At 65.0% G+C, this 15771-nt stretch carries 19 protein-coding genes; 11 read left to right on the top strand and 8 right to left on the bottom strand.

From position 1 onward, the window contains the following. Positions 1–4 precede the first annotated feature (4 nt). The 5 genes from KBY86_RS06140 (at position 5) to KBY86_RS06120 (ending at position 4855) form a co-directional block, all read left to right on the top strand. Positions 5–676 (top strand): ATP-dependent Clp protease proteolytic subunit, encoded by a 672-nt coding sequence (locus tag KBY86_RS06140; RefSeq protein ID WP_094510351.1) that lies wholly within the window; start codon positions 5–7, stop codon positions 674–676. Between the two features lie 85 nt (positions 677–761). Then, positions 762–1364 (top strand): ATP-dependent Clp protease proteolytic subunit, encoded by a 603-nt coding sequence (locus KBY86_RS06135; protein WP_094510352.1) that lies wholly within the window; start codon positions 762–764, stop codon positions 1362–1364. 59 nt (positions 1365–1423) lie between these two features. Next, a complete protein-coding gene (gene ilvC / locus KBY86_RS06130; RefSeq protein ID WP_094510353.1) occupies positions 1424–2419 on the top strand; it encodes a ketol-acid reductoisomerase in 996 nt (331 codons plus the stop codon). Between the two features lie 16 nt (positions 2420–2435). Further along, positions 2436–3722, top strand: a complete 1287-nt coding sequence (locus tag KBY86_RS06125) for a hypothetical protein (RefSeq protein WP_255140585.1) — start codon at positions 2436–2438, stop codon at positions 3720–3722. Further along, positions 3719–4855, top strand: a complete 1137-nt coding sequence (locus tag KBY86_RS06120; protein ID WP_255140584.1) for a CobD/CbiB family cobalamin biosynthesis protein — start codon at positions 3719–3721, stop codon at positions 4853–4855. Before KBY86_RS06125 ends, KBY86_RS06120 begins: the two co-directional genes overlap by 4 nt. Positions 4856–4978: 123 nt before the next feature. Here KBY86_RS06120 and KBY86_RS06115 read toward each other — a convergent pair whose 3' ends face one another. Continuing rightward, entirely contained in the window at positions 4979–5809 is an 831-nt protein-coding gene (locus tag KBY86_RS06115; protein ID WP_255140583.1) for a sugar transferase, read from the bottom strand. A gap of 259 nt (positions 5810–6068) precedes the next feature. Beyond that, positions 6069–7262: a glycosyltransferase gene (locus KBY86_RS06110; RefSeq protein WP_094510466.1), complete on the bottom strand. Its 1194-nt coding sequence runs from the start codon at positions 7260–7262 to the stop codon at positions 6069–6071. Positions 7263–7365: 103 nt separating this feature from the next. On the opposite strand from KBY86_RS06110, the gene KBY86_RS06105 reads away from it, so the two are divergent. Continuing rightward, positions 7366–7608 carry a hypothetical protein gene (locus KBY86_RS06105; RefSeq protein WP_094510467.1) on the top strand — a complete coding sequence of 81 codons (243 nt, stop codon included), beginning with the start codon at positions 7366–7368 and terminating at the stop codon, positions 7606–7608. A gap of 56 nt (positions 7609–7664) precedes the next feature. Here KBY86_RS06105 and KBY86_RS06100 read toward each other — a convergent pair whose 3' ends face one another. Beyond that, complete coding sequence (locus KBY86_RS06100) at positions 7665–9533, bottom strand: GGDEF domain-containing protein (RefSeq protein ID WP_255140582.1); 1869 nt, start codon at positions 9531–9533, stop codon at positions 7665–7667. Positions 9534–9783: 250 nt separating this feature from the next. Between KBY86_RS06100 and KBY86_RS06095 the strand changes: the two genes are divergently transcribed. The 4 genes from KBY86_RS06095 (at position 9784) to KBY86_RS06080 (ending at position 11542) form a co-directional block, all read left to right on the top strand. After that, the gene (locus KBY86_RS06095) at positions 9784–10047 is read left to right on the top strand and encodes a DUF6737 family protein (protein WP_233132723.1); all 264 of its coding nucleotides are present in this window, start codon (positions 9784–9786) and stop codon (positions 10045–10047) included. A 153-nt stretch (positions 10048–10200) separates the two neighbouring features. Further along, positions 10201–10419: a hypothetical protein gene (locus tag KBY86_RS06090; protein WP_094510356.1), complete on the top strand. Its 219-nt coding sequence runs from the start codon at positions 10201–10203 to the stop codon at positions 10417–10419. 463 nt (positions 10420–10882) lie between these two features. Continuing rightward, entirely contained in the window at positions 10883–11362 is a 480-nt protein-coding gene (locus KBY86_RS06085; RefSeq protein ID WP_255140581.1) for a hypothetical protein, read from the top strand. A gap of 42 nt (positions 11363–11404) precedes the next feature. After that, on the top strand, positions 11405–11542 hold the full coding sequence (locus KBY86_RS06080; protein ID WP_158217395.1) for a hypothetical protein: 138 nt from the start codon (positions 11405–11407) through the stop codon (positions 11540–11542). 58 nt (positions 11543–11600) lie between these two features. Here KBY86_RS06080 and KBY86_RS06075 read toward each other — a convergent pair whose 3' ends face one another. The 3 genes from KBY86_RS06075 to KBY86_RS06065 form a co-directional block, all read right to left on the bottom strand. After that, on the bottom strand, positions 11601–12020 hold the full coding sequence (locus KBY86_RS06075) for a hypothetical protein (protein ID WP_094510357.1): 420 nt from the start codon (positions 12018–12020) through the stop codon (positions 11601–11603). Between the two features lie 82 nt (positions 12021–12102). Next, positions 12103–13434, bottom strand: a complete 1332-nt coding sequence (locus tag KBY86_RS06070) for an ATP-binding protein (RefSeq protein ID WP_094510358.1) — start codon at positions 13432–13434, stop codon at positions 12103–12105. A gap of 3 nt (positions 13435–13437) precedes the next feature. Beyond that, on the bottom strand, positions 13438–14163 hold the full coding sequence (locus tag KBY86_RS06065; protein WP_094510359.1) for a response regulator: 726 nt from the start codon (positions 14161–14163) through the stop codon (positions 13438–13440). A 263-nt stretch (positions 14164–14426) separates the two neighbouring features. On the opposite strand from KBY86_RS06065, the gene KBY86_RS06060 reads away from it, so the two are divergent. After that, complete coding sequence (locus KBY86_RS06060; protein ID WP_158217396.1) at positions 14427–14879, top strand: EF-hand domain-containing protein; 453 nt, start codon at positions 14427–14429, stop codon at positions 14877–14879. A gap of 30 nt (positions 14880–14909) precedes the next feature. Here the strand turns inward: KBY86_RS06060 and KBY86_RS06055 are convergent, their stop codons facing one another. Next, positions 14910–15356 (bottom strand): hypothetical protein, encoded by a 447-nt coding sequence (locus KBY86_RS06055; RefSeq protein WP_198948199.1) that lies wholly within the window; start codon positions 15354–15356, stop codon positions 14910–14912. A gap of 10 nt (positions 15357–15366) precedes the next feature. Then, the gene (locus tag KBY86_RS06050; RefSeq protein ID WP_094510361.1) at positions 15367–15612 is read right to left on the bottom strand and encodes a hypothetical protein; all 246 of its coding nucleotides are present in this window, start codon (positions 15610–15612) and stop codon (positions 15367–15369) included. Positions 15613–15771 lie beyond the last annotated feature (159 nt).

The following is a 15771-nucleotide window of genomic DNA, read 5'->3' as shown; positions in this document are numbered from 1 at the left end:
CCTGATGTCGGTGTCGGCTCCCTACTACGGCGATTCCGCCGTGATGCGCACACCGCCGCCCGACCTGCCGTCGCTGCTGCTCAAGGAACGCATCGTTTACCTGGGCCTGCCCCTCTTCTCCGACGACGACGCCAAGCGCCAGATGGGCGTGGACGTGACCGAGCTGATCATTGCCCAGATGCTTTATCTGGAGTTCGATAATCCCGAGAAGCCGATCTTCTTCTATATCAATTCCACCGGCACCAGCTGGTATTCCGGTGACGCGATCGGCTTTGAAACCGAGGCCTTCGCTATCTGCGACACGATCCGCTACGTGAAGCCGCCGGTGCACACGATCTGCATCGGCCAGGCGATGGGCACCGCCGCGATGATCCTCTCGGCTGGGGCCAAGGGGCACCGGGCGGCCCTGCCCCATGCGTCGATCGTGCTGCACCAGCCCCGCTCCGGCGCCCGCGGCCAGGCCAGCGACATCCAGATCCGCGCCCAGGAAGTGCTCACCAACAAGCGCACCATGCTGGAGATGCTTTCGGAAACCACCGGCCGCAGCGTGGAGCAGCTCAGCAAGGACTCCGACCGCATGACCTACCTCACCCCCCGCGAGGCTCTGGAATACGGCCTGATCGACCGCATCCTCACCACCCAGAAGGTGCCGGTGCCACTGGCTGGCGCCGTCTGATGCCGCGCGGGCCGGCCACTCCTGCCTGCTTGTTTCCGCCTTCCTGTTCCCGCAACGTTTTCCGCACCCTCACCACTCCCTCGCCATGCCCATCGGCACCCCCAGCGTTCCTTACCGTCTCCCCGGCAGCCAGTACGAGCGCTGGGTGGACATCTACACGCGGCTCGGCGTGGAGCGCATTCTCTTTCTGGGCTCGGAGGTGAACGACGGCATCGCCAACAGCCTGGTGGCGCAGATGCTCTACCTCGATTCCGACGACAACAGCAAACCGATCTACCTCTACATCAACTCGCCGGGTGGCTCGGTCACGGCGGGTCTGGCGATCTTCGACACCATCCAGTATGTGAAGTCGGAGGTGATCACCATCTGCGTGGGTCTGGCGGCCAGTATGGGCGCCTTCCTGTTGGCGGCAGGCACCAAGGGCAAACGGCTCGCCCTGCCGCACGCGCGGATCATGATCCACCAGCCCCTTGGCGGCACCAGCCAGCGCCAGGCCAGCGACATCGAGATCGAGGCGCGCGAGATCCTGCGCATCAAGGACATGCTCAACCAGAGTCTGGCGGACATGTCCGGCCAGAGCCTGGAGAAGATCGCCAAAGACACCGACCGCGACTACTTCCTCAGTGCCGCCGAGGCCAAGGCTTACGGGCTGATCGATCGGGTGATCGACCACCCCAGCGAGGTCTGAGCCCGAGGTCGGGTGGGGCGCGACCGTAAAGTCGCTGTTTGCCCTGCCCGATTCGCCGGATGGCCCAGCTTTTCTACGACTCCGACGCCGATCTGAGCCTGCTTGACGGCAAAACGGTGGCCATCATCGGCTATGGCTCCCAGGGCCACGCCCATGCCCTGAACCTCAAGGACAGTGGGGTGAATGTGGTGGTGGGCCTTTATGAAGGCAGCCGCTCGGCCGAGAAGGCCAAAGCCGATGGCTTGGAAGTGCTCAGCGTGGCCGAGGCGGCCGAGCGGGCCGACTGGATCATGGTGCTCCTGCCCGACGAAACCCAGAAGAAGGTCTACGACGCCGAAATCGCGCCCCATCTGAGCGCCGGCAAGATCCTCAGCTTCGCCCACGGCTTCAACATCCGCTTCGGCCTGGTGGTGCCTCCCAAGGACGTTGACGTGGTGATGATCGCCCCCAAGGGTCCCGGCCACACTGTGCGCTGGGAATACCAGAACGGCCAAGGCGTGCCCGCCCTGTTCGCGATCGAGCAGGACGCCAGCGGCCAGGCCCGGCCCCTGGCCATGGCCTACGCCAAGGCGATCGGCGGCACCCGCGCCGGCATCCTTGAAACCAACTTCAAGGAGGAAACCGAAACCGACCTGTTCGGCGAACAGGCCGTGCTCTGCGGTGGCCTCAGCGAACTGGTGAAAGCAGGCTTCGAAACCCTGGTGGATGCCGGCTATCAGCCCGAGCTGGCCTATTTCGAGTGCCTGCACGAAGTGAAGCTGATCGTGGATCTGATGGTGAAGGGCGGTCTCACCGCCATGCGCGATTCGATCTCCAATACCGCCGAATACGGCGATTACGTGAGCGGTCCGCGCCTGATCACCGACGACACCAAAGCGGAGATGAAGCGCATCCTCGCCGACATCCAGGACGGCACCTTCGCCCGCAATTTCGTGGCCGAATGTGAGGCGGGCAAGCCCGCCATGACCGCCGCCCGCGAGCGCGATGCCCACCATCCGATCGAGAAGGTCGGCAAGGGGCTGCGCGCCATGTTCAGCTGGCTCAAAGTGGCCTGATCCTGAGCAGCCAGCCATGCGCCGCGGCCTGCTTTCCCTGGCCTGGGGAAGTGCCCAGGCAAGCGCCAGCCTCACCCTGGCGTCCGCGGCCTGGCTGGTGAGCGGCCTCACGGCCTCGCCGCTGATCAACAGCCTCCTGCCCGTGCTGGCCACGGCGGCGGCACTGATGCCGTTACCGCAGCAGCCGTTGCTGGGCAGCCTGTTGCAACTGCTCGCCACCCTGCTGCTGCTGGCCATCGGGCTGCACGGCCAGAACCTCGACCCTGCCACGGCTACTGCCTCAGCCACTGGCGCAGCCTCTGCTGCGGTCGGCGGCGGTGTTGTCCTGCCCCTGGCGCTGGCCTTGCTGGCGGTGCTGCTGTTCGGACTGGGCCTGCAGATCGGCCAGCTGCCGCTGCAGCGGTTCCTCGTGGGAGTCCAGGGGATTTCAATGCGGCGTCTGCGCTCCGGCTCCGAGCTCGGCGCCCTGCTGGGCCACCTGCTCACGGCCCTGCTGTTTCCGATCGGCAAGGCGGTGCTGCAGTTCTCGCAGGCACTCGTGCTGCTGCTGCCGCTGCTGCCTGCTGCCCTGCTCTCGCGCCGCCCGGGTCGTCGCCACCTCCCCCCTCGCTCAGGCCCAGATCTCGCCTCAGCAGGATCCTCTACGGCCTTAACAGCTTCCGCCGTAGCCGCTTCCACCGCAGTGGAGGCGGCCGCTGGGGCCAACCCTGGCGGCGGCGTGTCCTTGAACTGGCGCTGCTGCCTGCAGGGGATTCTGTTCGGCAGCCTGTTCGGCTTGCTGCCCCTCTGGGTGCGTCAGCTCGGGGGGGGCAGCTGCTTCGATTTCGGCATGGTGCTCACCGCCTACGGGCTGGGACGCCTCCTGGCCGCCGCAGGACCCGCTGGCTCCCTGCCGTCCCCGCCTGCCCTCGTTGCCGCAGCGGCGCTCGCCGGGCCGTGGCGGTTGCATCCGGCCCGGGGCCTTCCCTACCTCCTGCTGGCCTTCACGCTGGCGGCCACCCAGTGGCTGCCGGGCTGGGGCTCCCTGGTGCTGTTCCTGCCGATGGGGGGCCTGGCCGCTTTGAGCGATGCCCGGCTGGTGGCCACGCTGGACACTCATCCAGATGACTCCGCCACGGACGAGCCGCTGCGGTGGCAGATCCTGGCGCGCTCCAGTGGTGTCGGAGCCCTGGCCGGCAGCCTGCTGATGGGCGGCACCGCCCAGTTGCTTGGTCTGCCTCTGGCGCTGCCCCTGCAGGTGCTGGCGTTCGCCGCCGCCGCCGTGCCCCTGTCACTGGCGGGCCGCCGCCGAGGACTGGCTTGAGCAGCAGCGGTGCAGCTGCTGCCCTGCTGGCCTGGCTGACCGTGGCAGCGGCCTGCGGCCTTGACCGCTGGCTCGGCGATCCCGCCGGCTGGCTGCATCCGGTGCAGGTGATGGGTTGGTGGATCAGCGTCTTGCGCCGGAGCGCCGAAGCCTGGGCCGGCGATCGGCCTGGGCGGCTTCGCCTGGCCGGTGCCTGCATCACCGTGCTCTTGGTGGGCGGCAGTGCTGGCGCCGGTTGGCTGCTGGAGGCGCTGGCCTGGCGTCAGCCGGCGCTGGGTCTGCCGCTGCTCTGGCTGGGCCTGACCAGCTGCCTGGCGGGAGCAAGCCTGGAGCAGGCGGTGCGGGCGGCGGTGGCGCCGCTGGAGCGGCATCCGGCCGAGGCCCCGCCCTCTCCCGAGGCACTGGCGGAGGCCAGGGGTCGCCTGGCGTGGATCGTGGGCCGTGACGTCGACCAGCTGGACGAGGCCGGCATCCTGCGGGCAGCCGCAGAAACCGCCGCCGAAAACAGCGTGGACGGGCTGTTTGCCCCGCTCTTCTGGCTGCTTGTGGGCGCCGGCCTCTGGCTGACGGCTGGATTGATGCCGCCCGCAGCGGGCCTGATGGTCTCCGCAGACGGTCTGATCGTGACTGGGCACACCCTGGCCCACGGTGTGCCCCCTGTGCCCGGGCCGCTGGCGCTCGGCTGGGCCTTCAAGGCCAGCAGCACGCTGGATTCGATGCTGGGGTACCGGCGTGGGCGGCTGCGCTGGCTGGGCACCGCCGGCGCCCGGCTCGACGACCTGCTCACCTGGTTGCCCTGCCGCCTGGTGGCACTCACCCTCCCGCTGTTGCAGGCCGGCCGTTCGCAGGCCGTGGCCCAGCTGCGGCTGGCCTTGCGGGAGGGCGGCCCTGACCCGTCGCCGAATGCGGGCGTGTCACAGGCGGCCTTCGCTGCCGCCGCCCACCTGCGCCTTGGCGGCGCCAATCACTACGGCGGTGTGCGGATCGACAAACCGGTGCTCGGGGCGGGCTGGCCGGCAGCAGACCAGGCAGGGGTGGAGCGCCTGTTGCGGCTGTCCCGGCAACTGGAGCTGCTGTGGCTGCTCGTGGCGTTACCGCTGCTGGTGCTCATCGCGGCCCTGAGACCGCGTTGACTCCTGGTTGTCACGCGCGGCTTGACTCTGGCTGCCTGCGACTGACGGGCTTCCAATGCCGTCAGACGCGGCTGGCTGCGCTCGGAAAACTCGGTTTGCCGGACGCTAACCAGTCTGCGTTGCTCAGTATGCGCCGCGGTCTCTCGGGAAGAGGACCACCCCCACAGTGCGCAGAATGATCGAAAGATCGGCGCGCAAGCTGCGGTGGCGGGCATAGGCCACATCCATCCGCACCCGTTCGGCGTAGCGGAGATTGTTGCGCCCCGACACCTGCCAGAGGCCGGTAATCCCGGGCCTTACTGCCAGCACCTCATTCATGCGGCGCCCGTAGCGCCTGAGCTCGTCCCTGACGATCGGCCGGGGACCCACCACGCTCATCTCACCTCGAAGCACATTGAGGAATTGGGGCAGCTCATCAAGGCTGGAGCGACGCAGAAAGCGGCCAATCGGTGTGATCCTGGGATCGGCCTTGAGTTTGAAATCCTTGCCGTATTCGCGTTTGAGTTCAGGGGATTGCTCGAGCAACGCCTGAAGCATGAGGTCAGCATCTTTACGCATGGTGCGGAATTTGATGCAACCGAAATCGCGGAAGCCCCGTCCGATGCGCCGCTGCACGTAGAACACTGGTCCAGGCGAACTCACCTTTACTAGGGCTGCCAACATCAGGAACAACGGACTACCGAGCCCTAGCACCGCCAGCGAAAAGACGATGTCACCGGTCCGCTTGACCACCCGGGATGTGGTGCTCTGGGCTTCGATCAATTGCGCCGCGGTGGGCCGATCGCGGGAAGTCGGCACGGCGGTGAGTGCGGATCTCCTGCCTGGCAGCGGGGTGATGGCGGAGGAAGTGGCGGACAGGGCGGCGGAGTGGGAAAGGGTGGAAGGGGTCGCTGATGCGGACAGGAACGGTGGCAGGGTGGCGGGTCTGTAGGGGTTGCTGCTGGCGTTCACCATCTCGCCCCTTGGTGTTGAAACTCTAAAAATCGTTTTGTTCTCCCACAAGCCAGCAAGGTCACTCAGACCAGAGGCACAGCCAGGGCCTCTCAGCACCCTTGAGGTCCACAGTTCTGGACGCAAACTGCCGCACGACGCAGCGCCCTGCTCACCATGGGGCTCCGTTCAACTCTGAGCGTTGCTTACCTTTGCGCGCTCTGGCAAGCCGCTCGGCTCCGGCAGCCTCAACTCAGAGTGTGCGTTCCCCTGGAGCCGTGGCTCAGCCCTGGGGCCATGGAAGGGGCTGACGGCCCTGATTCAGGCGGACCCCGTGCTGCTGCCAGTAGCGCTCCAGTAAGCCCAGCAGCCGCTCCCGGAAGCGCTCGGGGGCGAAGGTCTCGGCCCATGCCCGTTGCCGCTCGGGCGGGAACCGGGACCAGAGGCGTTGCTGTTCGAACTGCTCCAGGGCTGCCACGAGGCTGGAGCTGGTGGGCGCGTCGAACAACAGGCCGGTGGGGTGCGCGCTGCCGCTGTTGAGGCAACGGACACTGTCGAGCAGGCCCCCCTGCCCCAGACCGATCACAGGCGCTCCCGCCGCCATGGCCTCCACCGGCGCGATGCCGAAATCCTCCAGGCCGGCATGCAGAAATGCTCGGCAGCGACCCATCAGGCCGTTCACCTCCTCCTCCGAACAGCGCCCGAGGAAACGCACGCTCGGACCCGCCAGCTGCTCCAGGCGCTGCCGTTCCGGCCCGTCACCCACCAGCCACAACGGCAGACCGGTGCGGTTGAAGGCCTCCACCATCAGGTCCACCCGCTTGTAGGGCACCAACCGGCAGACGGAGAGATAGAAGTCGTCGCGGGGCAGATGGCAATCGAAGCGATCGACCGCCACCGGTGGGTGCAGCACCGCACTACGGCGGCCCCAGTAGCGCCGGATGCGGCGTGCGGTGAAGCGGGAGTTGGCGAGGATCCGATCGACGCGACCGGCACTGACCACGTCCCACTGACGCAGTTGGTGCAGCTGCCAGCGCAGCAGCGGCCCCAGCGGACTGCGGGCGATGGCGGAGCGCGACAGGTAGGCGTGCATCTGGTCCCAGGCGTAGCGCACCGGGGTGTGCACGTAACTGACGTGCAGCTGTTCGGGGTCGGTGAGCACGCCCTTGGCCACCAGATGGGAGCTGCTCAGCACCAGCGGATAGCCCCGCAGGTCGAGCTGTTCGATCGCCAGGGGCAGCAGGGGCAGATACTGCTGCACGTGACTGACCCCCCAGGGCAGTTGCTGGATGAAGGAGGTGCGGATCGTGCGCCTGTGCAGCCAGCTCTGGGACCGGCGGCTTTCCCCGTCCACAAGCGCGAACAGGTGGGGATGCAGCAGGGCGTCCATTTCCTGGACCACCAGCTCCGAGCCGCCCACGGACCGGGGGGTGAACCACTCGTGAACGAGGGCGATCTGGTCGGGCACCCTGGGCATGGCGGCACGGTAGGCGCTCCGATGGCCTGCGAGGTCACGAAAGCTCTCAGTGGATTGCCATCCCTGCCGCTGGTCTGGATGCTGAACCCAGTCCATGGTCGCCATGCCGATTCGCGATCTGCTTGAAGACGCCCTCGAGGAACCCTCGATCGGCGAGACCGACTGCTTCCAGTGGCATGCCACGGCTGTAGGCATCGCCGCGCTTTGGCGTGCGGGTCAACCGCCAGCTGTACCTCCCTTTGAGGTGGCACTGAAGGAAGGCCTGCTGGTGGGTCTGGATCTGAGCCGGGAGGAGCGTGAGTTTCACCAGCTCCGCAAGGGCCTGGTGCTGCTGTTCCATTCCTGAGGCCTGCGGAAAGCTACCGAGTTATTTCTCCGTCGGCGCAGCCAGCCGGATTGGTCTTAGTGCTCATAAGCCGGGGCCACCACGACACTGTTGCGTCCGCTGCGTTTTGCCGTGTAAAGCGCTTTGTCCATGCGAGCCAGGAAGGTATCCGCGTCGTCTTCCTCAAGGTGCAGCGAAGCGACTCCGAGACTCATGCTCACCGAGGTGGCAACATCTCCGCTAGAGATCCTTAGCTCCTGCACTTTGAACCGTAAAGATTCAGCGATCACCAGAGCTCGGTCCTGAGGGCAGTCAATCAACAGGATCACAAACTCCTCGCCTCCATAGCGAAAACAATAGTCAGTCGCCCGTATGCCTGTGCTGACCGCATGGGCTACGGCCTGAAGTGCTTTGTCTCCAAAGGGGTGTCCGAAGCGATCGTTAATCTCCTTGAAGTGATCGATATCAAGAAGAATCCCCGTCAAGGGATGCTGACTTCGCTTGGCTCTGGCCACTTCCTCTCCTAAACGCAAATGAAAATCACGCCGATTTCTGCAGCCAGTGAGCGCATCTGTCATGCTCAGCTCGGCCATCTGATCGCGAGAGCGAGCGAGCTCAAGCGTAAGCTGATTGATTCGTTGAATTCGCATGTTGATCAGATTGATCATTGTGGCGAATTCGCTGATTGCGGTTACAGCCAAGGTTGGCATCAGCATGCTCGATTCTCCTGAGAGTTCGGCCCGTGGCTCGGATGTCAATGGCTTCAATAGCTTCTGTATTTCATTCTCAAACATCCTTGCAAGCTGTTCGGTGATCAAGACCCCTACAAGCAACAACAAGCCAAGAAGGCCAAAAGTATGCAAGGATTCCCTCTGTAGCTTCCTGATGAGTGGGGCCGCTGGAGAGACAACGCGTGTGATCACCTCATTGGAGGCAAGGGGAGAAGTCCCTTGGGAATCCTCATTTAGCATTTGAACTTTTGTTTCCCAGTAGCTATTCAGTAGCTTCATGAGGGGAACATCGCCGTCTTGAGGGATCAAGATCGTGAGTCCATTCTGAGTGATGAATTTTGCGCTGCCATTCACGTACTGGTGATCCAGGATGTGGAAAAGAGCTGGGTTTGAATTGACTCTGCTGACTTTGGTCTGGCTGTATTGGGTGGTGACTTTGCGTTCTCTTTCAATTGCAACACGCTCTCTGCCAATCCAAAAATCTGATCCTTTGTCTTTCAAAAAGGAATCGGGAAGGGATCGGGAGGCATGAGCAATGTTGACCAAGTTGTTCAGTTCATCGCGTTGCGAGACTTTGACGAGTTGATTCGCAGACAGCCCCCATGTGATCAGTGAAGGCGTGAGCAAGGAGAGAAGGCCAAAGGCGAATATTGCCGTTCGTATGGAAACGCTCTGATCCGGCCTTGGTCGGATCCACAGCCGATAAACCAGGACCAGCAACACGGCCATCAAGGTATTGAGGACCCCATTGACGGCCTGTTTGAGAGCGATAAGGGTAGTAGGGGTAAGATCAACTCCCAGGAATAGGTGATAGAAAACGAATGTAAGTGGGATGCCAGCAAGAAGCCAAAACGTCAGATCGTGAAGGATGATGCGATCGTTGATAACGCGTTCCTGGGCCTTGGACTCCCTGTTTGTGGCAACCGATAGCCAGGTGATTTCAAGAACATAAATAATTGTTCCCCACGGATGCCCCCATGTGGCCCAGGTAACAAGTGCTGCGAGCCCGCCGATCGCCAATCCCCACCACTGCTGCCAGATGAGGAGTGCAAGAACGGCAAAGATCGAGCCAAAAAAGATATGAATGCCAATCGTAATTGGAACATTGATTAGGGTGCCAAAGATGGCCCCCCAGAGGAGTATGGCAAAGGCCGGGATCGTGGGATGTGGTTGGCGGGCCGGCAAAAAGTGTTTTCCGGAAGGAAATGGCTCCAAACTTAATATACATGCTTAATGATTGATGCGCCTGCCAAGTTTCGTATGGATCGTTACTGGGCCTCTTCTGCCGGCTGATTTTGTGCGCTCGCTTGCCTCCTCAGGAAGGCTTGTATGCCGTCAACAGGGCTTGTTGTTCGCCCTGTCCCCCGAAGCGCCTCTGCCCGTGAGCGCGTGCCTATGACCATTCCCTGAGAATGTGATCGGTGGCCTCCGTCAGAATGGAGAAACATGTCTCTTGGGCTTTCTGATGACCCCATCTGCCCAGTTCTGGAGCCACAAGCCCTGGTGGTGCCAGCCTTGGTCGATCGTCGGCACCGGCCTTGCTATAGGCGCGGCCAGCCTTGTGCTGCTGCCTCGTTGGTGGATCTCCGCACCGGTGGTGGCCGCCGTACTGGCGTGGTGGTGGCTGTTCCTGGTGCTGGTGCCTGCTGCTGCCGAAGATGGCCAGCTCATGGACGCTGGTGGTGTGACTGATCCGGGCGTCAATGAATCCCCGGACCTGGACCCGTGACCGGGTGTGACCAGCGGACGAACAGCTGTGGAAATGGCAACCGATCTGACAGCAGGGGAGTGCCCAGACCCTTGAATAGGGTGTCTCTCATAGCGCTAACGCAGGGACCCTGCCGATGGCGATCCGCATGAGCCCTGATCAGAGAACGACACCATGAGCTACGAACCGGGTACGAACGAGTGCCGGTTGCTGATCGACAGCAAAGCCCAGATTGAGCTGGCTCTGGCCAGCCTCGCCAAACTCGAGAACACCGATCACATCCGCCTGCAACTGCTGGCGGTGTACAACCAGCTCGAAGGCCTCCACGACCTCAGGCGGGCCAAGCGCCCGGGGCCGATTCCTGCTGGAGCTCTCCCGGATGAAACCGATTGACAAAGTCCTCCAGGGGCATCGGGCCGCAATGTCGGCTCCAAATGGACTCATCCTCGGAGCGCGACCACATCGAGATCCGCAGGGGCCAGCGGCCTGAGGCCCGGAACACGATCCGATAGCGGTAGAGGCAGCCAAGACAGTGATCAGGGGAGGGCACGGGCTCTCCTTCCCCATAGCGACGCAGAAAGCCCGTGAGCAGCCCACCGCCGCCGCCTCCTGCTCCTGGGTGTTCGGCTTCGCCGTCGAGGCTTGCCGTTTCCAACCGCAGAGCAGCGGCGGCCGGGTTGCCCGCGTGGGGCAGGTGCAGATGAAGGGCTCCCCAGCCAGGGAATCCCAGGAAGGAAAAAACGGCTCGGGTGGCCATCACGGCATGCGCAGAAGATCCACCCCTCCATTTCCCGCCCTGTCCCAGGGGATCGCGCGCCGGTGCTCCTCCTGTGCGTTCGTTCTGCTGCCGGGGGGGTTGGCAGGCCTGCTGGGTGCTGCCCTGCTCACTGGCTCGGCTCCCCCAGTTCCCTCGCCGCCGGCGTTCGCGGGTCTGCTGCGGGTGGGCTGGCCGGTATTGGCCGCCGACAGGCATCTGCGCAGGCTCGGCTGGCGCCCGGCCCCCGGGCGCCAGCCGGATGCGCTTGATCGCAAGCTGGCCGGCAACAGCCTGGCCAGCCTGAGTGACTGCTCGGGCACGGGCCTGGGTTTCTGCCGCTACGACTACCGCCGCGATGCCGTGAACCTCAGCGTGATCACGCTGCCAGAGCAGGCGATCTTGCAGCAGGTGATGCCGGCGCAGAAGCTGATCGAGGCGGGACAGGTTGAGCCGAAACCGCCAGGTGCAACAGGTGGTGCTCGCGTGGTGCGCTGGCTGCATGCCGATTCCGGGCGCACCTGGGGGCTGTGTCCCGGCAGCGAGCTGCCTCACCGGCTGGTGTCCTGCCCCGAGCCCTGAGCTCGCTCCTGCCGCATGGGCCCTGGCTTCACAGCGCCTGCGATGATCGCCTCAGTGGGGACGGCGGAGATGATTCCGGAAAACAAGCGCCGGCCGGCCTGGCTCAACTGGCTCTTCCTGCTGGCGTTCCTCTGGTCGTCGTGGCAGCTGGCCGGGCTCTGGCTGGCCCGGCTGAGCTGAGGCGGAGTCAGGCCAGAGCCCGGCCAGTCCTGTCCAGACCGGCCGCTCACGTCGATGCTCAAGTGGATTCGTCGGCAGGATCAGCCCCATCGCCCAGTGCCTGCCTCAACCGGCCCAGCAACACCTCGGTGGCCTGCTCCTGGCTGAGGCCGCGGCCACAGGCGGCATCCCGCCAGCTCCGGCTGGCCTGGATCAGTTCCTCCAGCGGACCTGCTCCAGCCCGCAGCGCTTCGAAGGCACCCAGAAGCCGTGCGCGCTCCGCCGCATCGGGGTCGCCGCAGACGATGTACTGCATTCCATCGCTGCCGGTGTAAAGCAGCGTTCCATCAGGCCCCAGTAACGGCGCGGTGGCTGGAATCGCCGGAGTGGGATCGGCCCCGTCCCGTTCCTGCAGATCGTCTTCCCATGCATCGCCATTTTGGTCATCGCCATCGGGGGCTTCGCCATCGGGGAGATCGGACGACCGGGGTGGGGACATGGGGAAGGCAGCAGGGGGACAGCGGTGCGGAGGCAAGCAGTCGATGGTCTGCCCATCATCACCGCCCCGTCACGGCCTGGAATCAGCTCGCCTGACGCGGGTTCAGCGAATGCCCCGTGAAGCGCACACAGAAACCGGTGGGCTCGCCGGTGACCAGCGACACGTCGCCGCCATGGGCGCGGGCGACCCGCTGGGCGATCGCCAGGCCCAGGCCGCAGTGCCCGTGGCCGCCGCGGGCCTGATCGAGCCGTTGGAACGGTAGGAGGGCCTGGGAGCGCTGGCTTTCGGCGATGCCCTTCCCCTGATCCCAGACCTCCATCTCGAAACCCTGCCGAGGCAAAGGGCGCAGCCGGAGCCGCACCGGCGGCTCCCCGTAGCTGAGGGCGTTGTCGATCAGATTGGCGACGGCCCGGCCCAGGGCGATCGGTTGCACCCAGGCCTGCACGGGGGTCAGGTCGAGCTCGAGCGGGCGACCGTCGTAGCGCGCCGCCAGTTCCGCCAGCAGCTCTTCGAGCGGCACCTCCACGGCCAGCTCGCTGCCGCCGCCGCCAGCGAACAGCAGGAACTGGCCAGTGATCCGCTCGAGATCGTCGAGATCCGCCTCCGCTTTGGCCCGCTCGCTGCTGACCAGATCCGGTCCCTTGCCCAGCGACAGGCGCAGCCGCAGGCGGGTGAGCGGACTCTTTAGATCGTGGGCAATGCCGGCCAGCATCGTGGCCCGGTCGCGTTCGCTGTTGTCCAGCCGTTCGAGCATGGCGTTGAAGTGCCCTGCCAGCCGCCGCACCTCCGGCGCTCCCCGCTGGGAGAGACGATCCGGTTGCGTTTCCAGGCCGACGCGGCCGAGCGCCCGCTCTAGCTGCCGCAGAGGCCGCTGCACTTCGAGCAGCAGAAACAAGGCGCCCGCCATGATGCTGCCGCTCACCAGCGAGAGTGTGACCAGCTGCGGATCGGGCGGCCAACCGAGCTGGGGACGGATAGCGGCATAGAGCCACACCGGCTCCAGCGGTGAGGCCAGCTCGATCCACACCCCGCGGTTCTCGCCCTCGGTGGGTACCACCACCGGACAGCGTGGCAGGCGGCGGCAGAGTTCGAGCTGCAGTTGGGCGGCCTGGCGGTCGAGCAGGGCATCGCTGGCCTGGCCCTGCCACCAAGGCCGACGCCGCGGCCGGGGTGGTTGCCCCACCCCGAGCTGCAGGCCGCTGAGCTGGGAAACCGTGGACGGTGGAAAACGCTCCAGTGCCAGCTCCGAAAGGCGCAGATTCAGGGCCACCTGCGGACCCATCTGGTCGATCTGGGAGCGGCCGAGGGTGGAGCCGAGCAACATCTGCAGCAGCAGCAGACTGAGCCCCCAGCCGCCGAGAAAGAAGCCCCCCAGGCGCCAGAGCAGCGCCGCCGAACGCAGGGAGGCCGCCATGACTCAGCGGCCCCGCGGGGCCCCATCCGGCACGAACACGTAGCCGTAGCCCCACACCGTCTGAAGGTAGCGAGGGCGGCTGGCATCAGGTTCGATCAGGCGGCGAACACGTGACACCTGCACGTCCATGCTGCGGCTGTCGGTGTCGCTGTCTGGACCGCGGGCCAGTTCGATCAGGCGTTCACGCGACAGTGGGCGGTGGGGATGCTGCACGAAAGCGGCCAGCAGGCTGAATTCCCCGCTGGTGATCGTGATGCTCTTGCCTTCCCGTTCAAGCGTTCGCGCCGAAAGATCCAGCACGTTGTCGCCGAATTCCACCAGCTCACCGCCGGCCACCGGAGTGCCGGCCGGCAGGTTGCCGCGGCGCCGCAGCACCGCCTCGATCCGGGCGGTGAGCTCCCGCGGCAGGAACGGCTTGGCGAGGTAATCATCGGCTCCCTGTTCAAGGCCGATGATCCGGTCCACGGCCTCGCCCTTGGCCGTGAGCATCACCACCGGCAGGTCGTCCTGGTTGTCGCGCAGACGGCGCAGCAGGGTGAGCCCGTCCTCGCCCGGCAGCATCAGATCGAGCACCACCAGATCGGGGCGCTGGAATTCGAGGCGCGCGATCAGCTGGCGGCCATCGTTGAGGCAGCGCACCTCGTAACCCTGATCGGTGAGATAGCTGCTGAGCAGCTGGCGAAGTTCGGGGTCGTCATCCACCACCCAGATGGTGTGGGCTCGGCTCATGGCTGGGAGAAGTCCCGTTCTGCACCGACTGTATGGAGGAATGACCAGAGCAAGCCTGAGGACACGGGCGAGGGACATGTTCAAAGATGACCCAAGCCGGGAACGGTCGGATCCGGTCATGGCTTGCTCAGAATCAGCTGGCTCGCGGTCACCCCATGACGCCACCTTCTCCATAAGGTGCTCGCATGCCACGGCCAGGCCCTCGATCCCGCCCCCAGCGCGCCGTTGTTCTGGCGCGATGCAACCCTGCGGCGCAGTGGCCCATGGTGCGCCTGCTTTCCCTGCTTGCCTTGTGGTGCCTGGTGGTCAGCCCCGCTGCGGTGCAGTGCCAGGAGACCTTGCAACTGCTGAGGTATCAACAGAAGCTGGAAGCCTGGTTTCAGCGGCTGGATCGGGATGGCGATGGCCGCCTGACCCCGGCCGAAGTGAGGGGACATCCGTTTCTGGAAATCAATTTCAATCGGCTTGATCAGGGCCGGCGGGGGTACTTACTGCCCTCGGACTTGGCCCCGAACCAGCGTCACTTCCTCGGCAACCGCTTGCAGGACACCTTTCGGCGCGCCGACACCAACCGCGACGGCCAGCTCAGTCCTGCTGAGGCGGCGGGGTTCCCATGGCTGTGGCGGCAGTTCACCGAAGCGGATCGCAACCGCGATCGCAGCGTTTCGTTGGAGGAGCTGTGGTGGTTGCGCCGTTCACTGTCCCCAGGACATTGACGCCGGCAGGATATGAAGGCGGTTTGCGGGTTAGTGCGGCGGTCGCGTGGGCGGACGGATCGTGGTGAGCTTGGCCATGGCCCGGCCCATGCCCGGCGGTAGCCGCAGGCTGTTGCCCACACCCGGAACCAGCAGGCGCACCAGCCGGAACACTCCGTTGCCCATCAACCACAGGGCACCGACGGCCAGCGCCACCACCACCAGCAGGCCCAGCAGCTGGGCCAGCCCGGCGAGCAACTGCAGCAGGCCCAGCCCGATCTGGCCGAGGCCAGCGAGCACGGCACTGATGACCTTGCTCACCAGCAGGAGCGAATCCAGCCGAGAGGGAAGTTGCAGCAGCGCCACCAGCAACCCCAGCCCGATAGTCGCGTTGAGCAAGGCGAGCAGGCACTCGCGCAAGGTTGAACGGGTGCGTCGCTTGCGAAACACCTTGCGAACCGTCTTGGGGGTGAACCCGGGATCGGGTTTGCGGTTCATCGCCACAGGCTCAGGTGTCGAAGGAGTACCCAGCGCCTCGCATCCAGCGCTCGAACTCAATCAACACCAGTTCGTTCGGACAATCCACCAGGCTGAGCCCTTCCACGGTGCAGTCGCCCTGGCCGCCGTGGTGAAGCGACAGGTGGAAGTCCTTGCCGCTGAGGCCGCACACTTCAGGATCGCTGCGCACCACCACATCCAAGGAGGCTCCGAGGCGAATCACGCGGCGCCGCAATTCCGACCAGCTCTTTGTCATCGGGCAGTGTTCAAGGCTTGGTTCTTTCCTTCAACGGATGGGATCCCGCCGGCGGAGTGTGCCAGTTCCGGCCATGGGACCTAGCCGTCTCCCCATGTGCCGTTGATCACACATTGAAAGAGTAATGGGTGTTCTGGGGGCCAGGTGTTGGGATCGCAA

This window comes from Synechococcus sp. Lug-A, assembly GCF_024345655.1.
Lineage (GTDB): Bacteria > Cyanobacteriota > Cyanobacteriia > PCC-6307 > Cyanobiaceae > MW101C3.
This window is presented reverse-complemented; position numbering and strand designations above follow the sequence as displayed.

What these genes read in the sequence shown, in the direction of transcription:
- ilvC (WP_094510353.1), top strand. Translation starts at nt 1,424, where the DNA reads ATGGCCCAGCTTTTCTACGACTCCGACGCCGATCTGAGCCTGCTTGAC.
- KBY86_RS06050 (WP_094510361.1), bottom strand. Translation starts at nt 15,612, where the DNA reads ATGACAAAGAGCTGGTCGGAATTGCGGCGCCGCGTGATTCGCCTCGGA.
- KBY86_RS06115 (WP_255140583.1), bottom strand. Translation starts at nt 5,809, where the DNA reads ATGGTGAACGCCAGCAGCAACCCCTACAGACCCGCCACCCTGCCACCG.
- KBY86_RS06070 (WP_094510358.1), bottom strand. Translation starts at nt 13,434, where the DNA reads ATGGCGGCCTCCCTGCGTTCGGCGGCGCTGCTCTGGCGCCTGGGGGGC.
- KBY86_RS06125 (WP_255140585.1), top strand. Translation starts at nt 2,436, where the DNA reads ATGCGCCGCGGCCTGCTTTCCCTGGCCTGGGGAAGTGCCCAGGCAAGC.
- KBY86_RS06095 (WP_233132723.1), top strand. Translation starts at nt 9,784, where the DNA reads ATGACCCCATCTGCCCAGTTCTGGAGCCACAAGCCCTGGTGGTGCCAG.
- KBY86_RS06110 (WP_094510466.1), bottom strand. Translation starts at nt 7,262, where the DNA reads ATGCCCAGGGTGCCCGACCAGATCGCCCTCGTTCACGAGTGGTTCACC.
- KBY86_RS06060 (WP_158217396.1), top strand. Translation starts at nt 14,427, where the DNA reads ATGGTGCGCCTGCTTTCCCTGCTTGCCTTGTGGTGCCTGGTGGTCAGC.
- KBY86_RS06105 (WP_094510467.1), top strand. Translation starts at nt 7,366, where the DNA reads ATGCCGATTCGCGATCTGCTTGAAGACGCCCTCGAGGAACCCTCGATC.
- KBY86_RS06065 (WP_094510359.1), bottom strand. Translation starts at nt 14,163, where the DNA reads ATGAGCCGAGCCCACACCATCTGGGTGGTGGATGACGACCCCGAACTT.
- KBY86_RS06090 (WP_094510356.1), top strand. Translation starts at nt 10,201, where the DNA reads ATGAGCTACGAACCGGGTACGAACGAGTGCCGGTTGCTGATCGACAGC.
- KBY86_RS06075 (WP_094510357.1), bottom strand. Translation starts at nt 12,020, where the DNA reads ATGTCCCCACCCCGGTCGTCCGATCTCCCCGATGGCGAAGCCCCCGAT.
- KBY86_RS06140 (WP_094510351.1), top strand. Translation starts at nt 5, where the DNA reads ATGTCGGTGTCGGCTCCCTACTACGGCGATTCCGCCGTGATGCGCACA.
- KBY86_RS06135 (WP_094510352.1), top strand. Translation starts at nt 762, where the DNA reads ATGCCCATCGGCACCCCCAGCGTTCCTTACCGTCTCCCCGGCAGCCAG.
- KBY86_RS06055 (WP_198948199.1), bottom strand. Translation starts at nt 15,356, where the DNA reads ATGAACCGCAAACCCGATCCCGGGTTCACCCCCAAGACGGTTCGCAAG.
- KBY86_RS06080 (WP_158217395.1), top strand. Translation starts at nt 11,405, where the DNA reads ATGATCGCCTCAGTGGGGACGGCGGAGATGATTCCGGAAAACAAGCGC.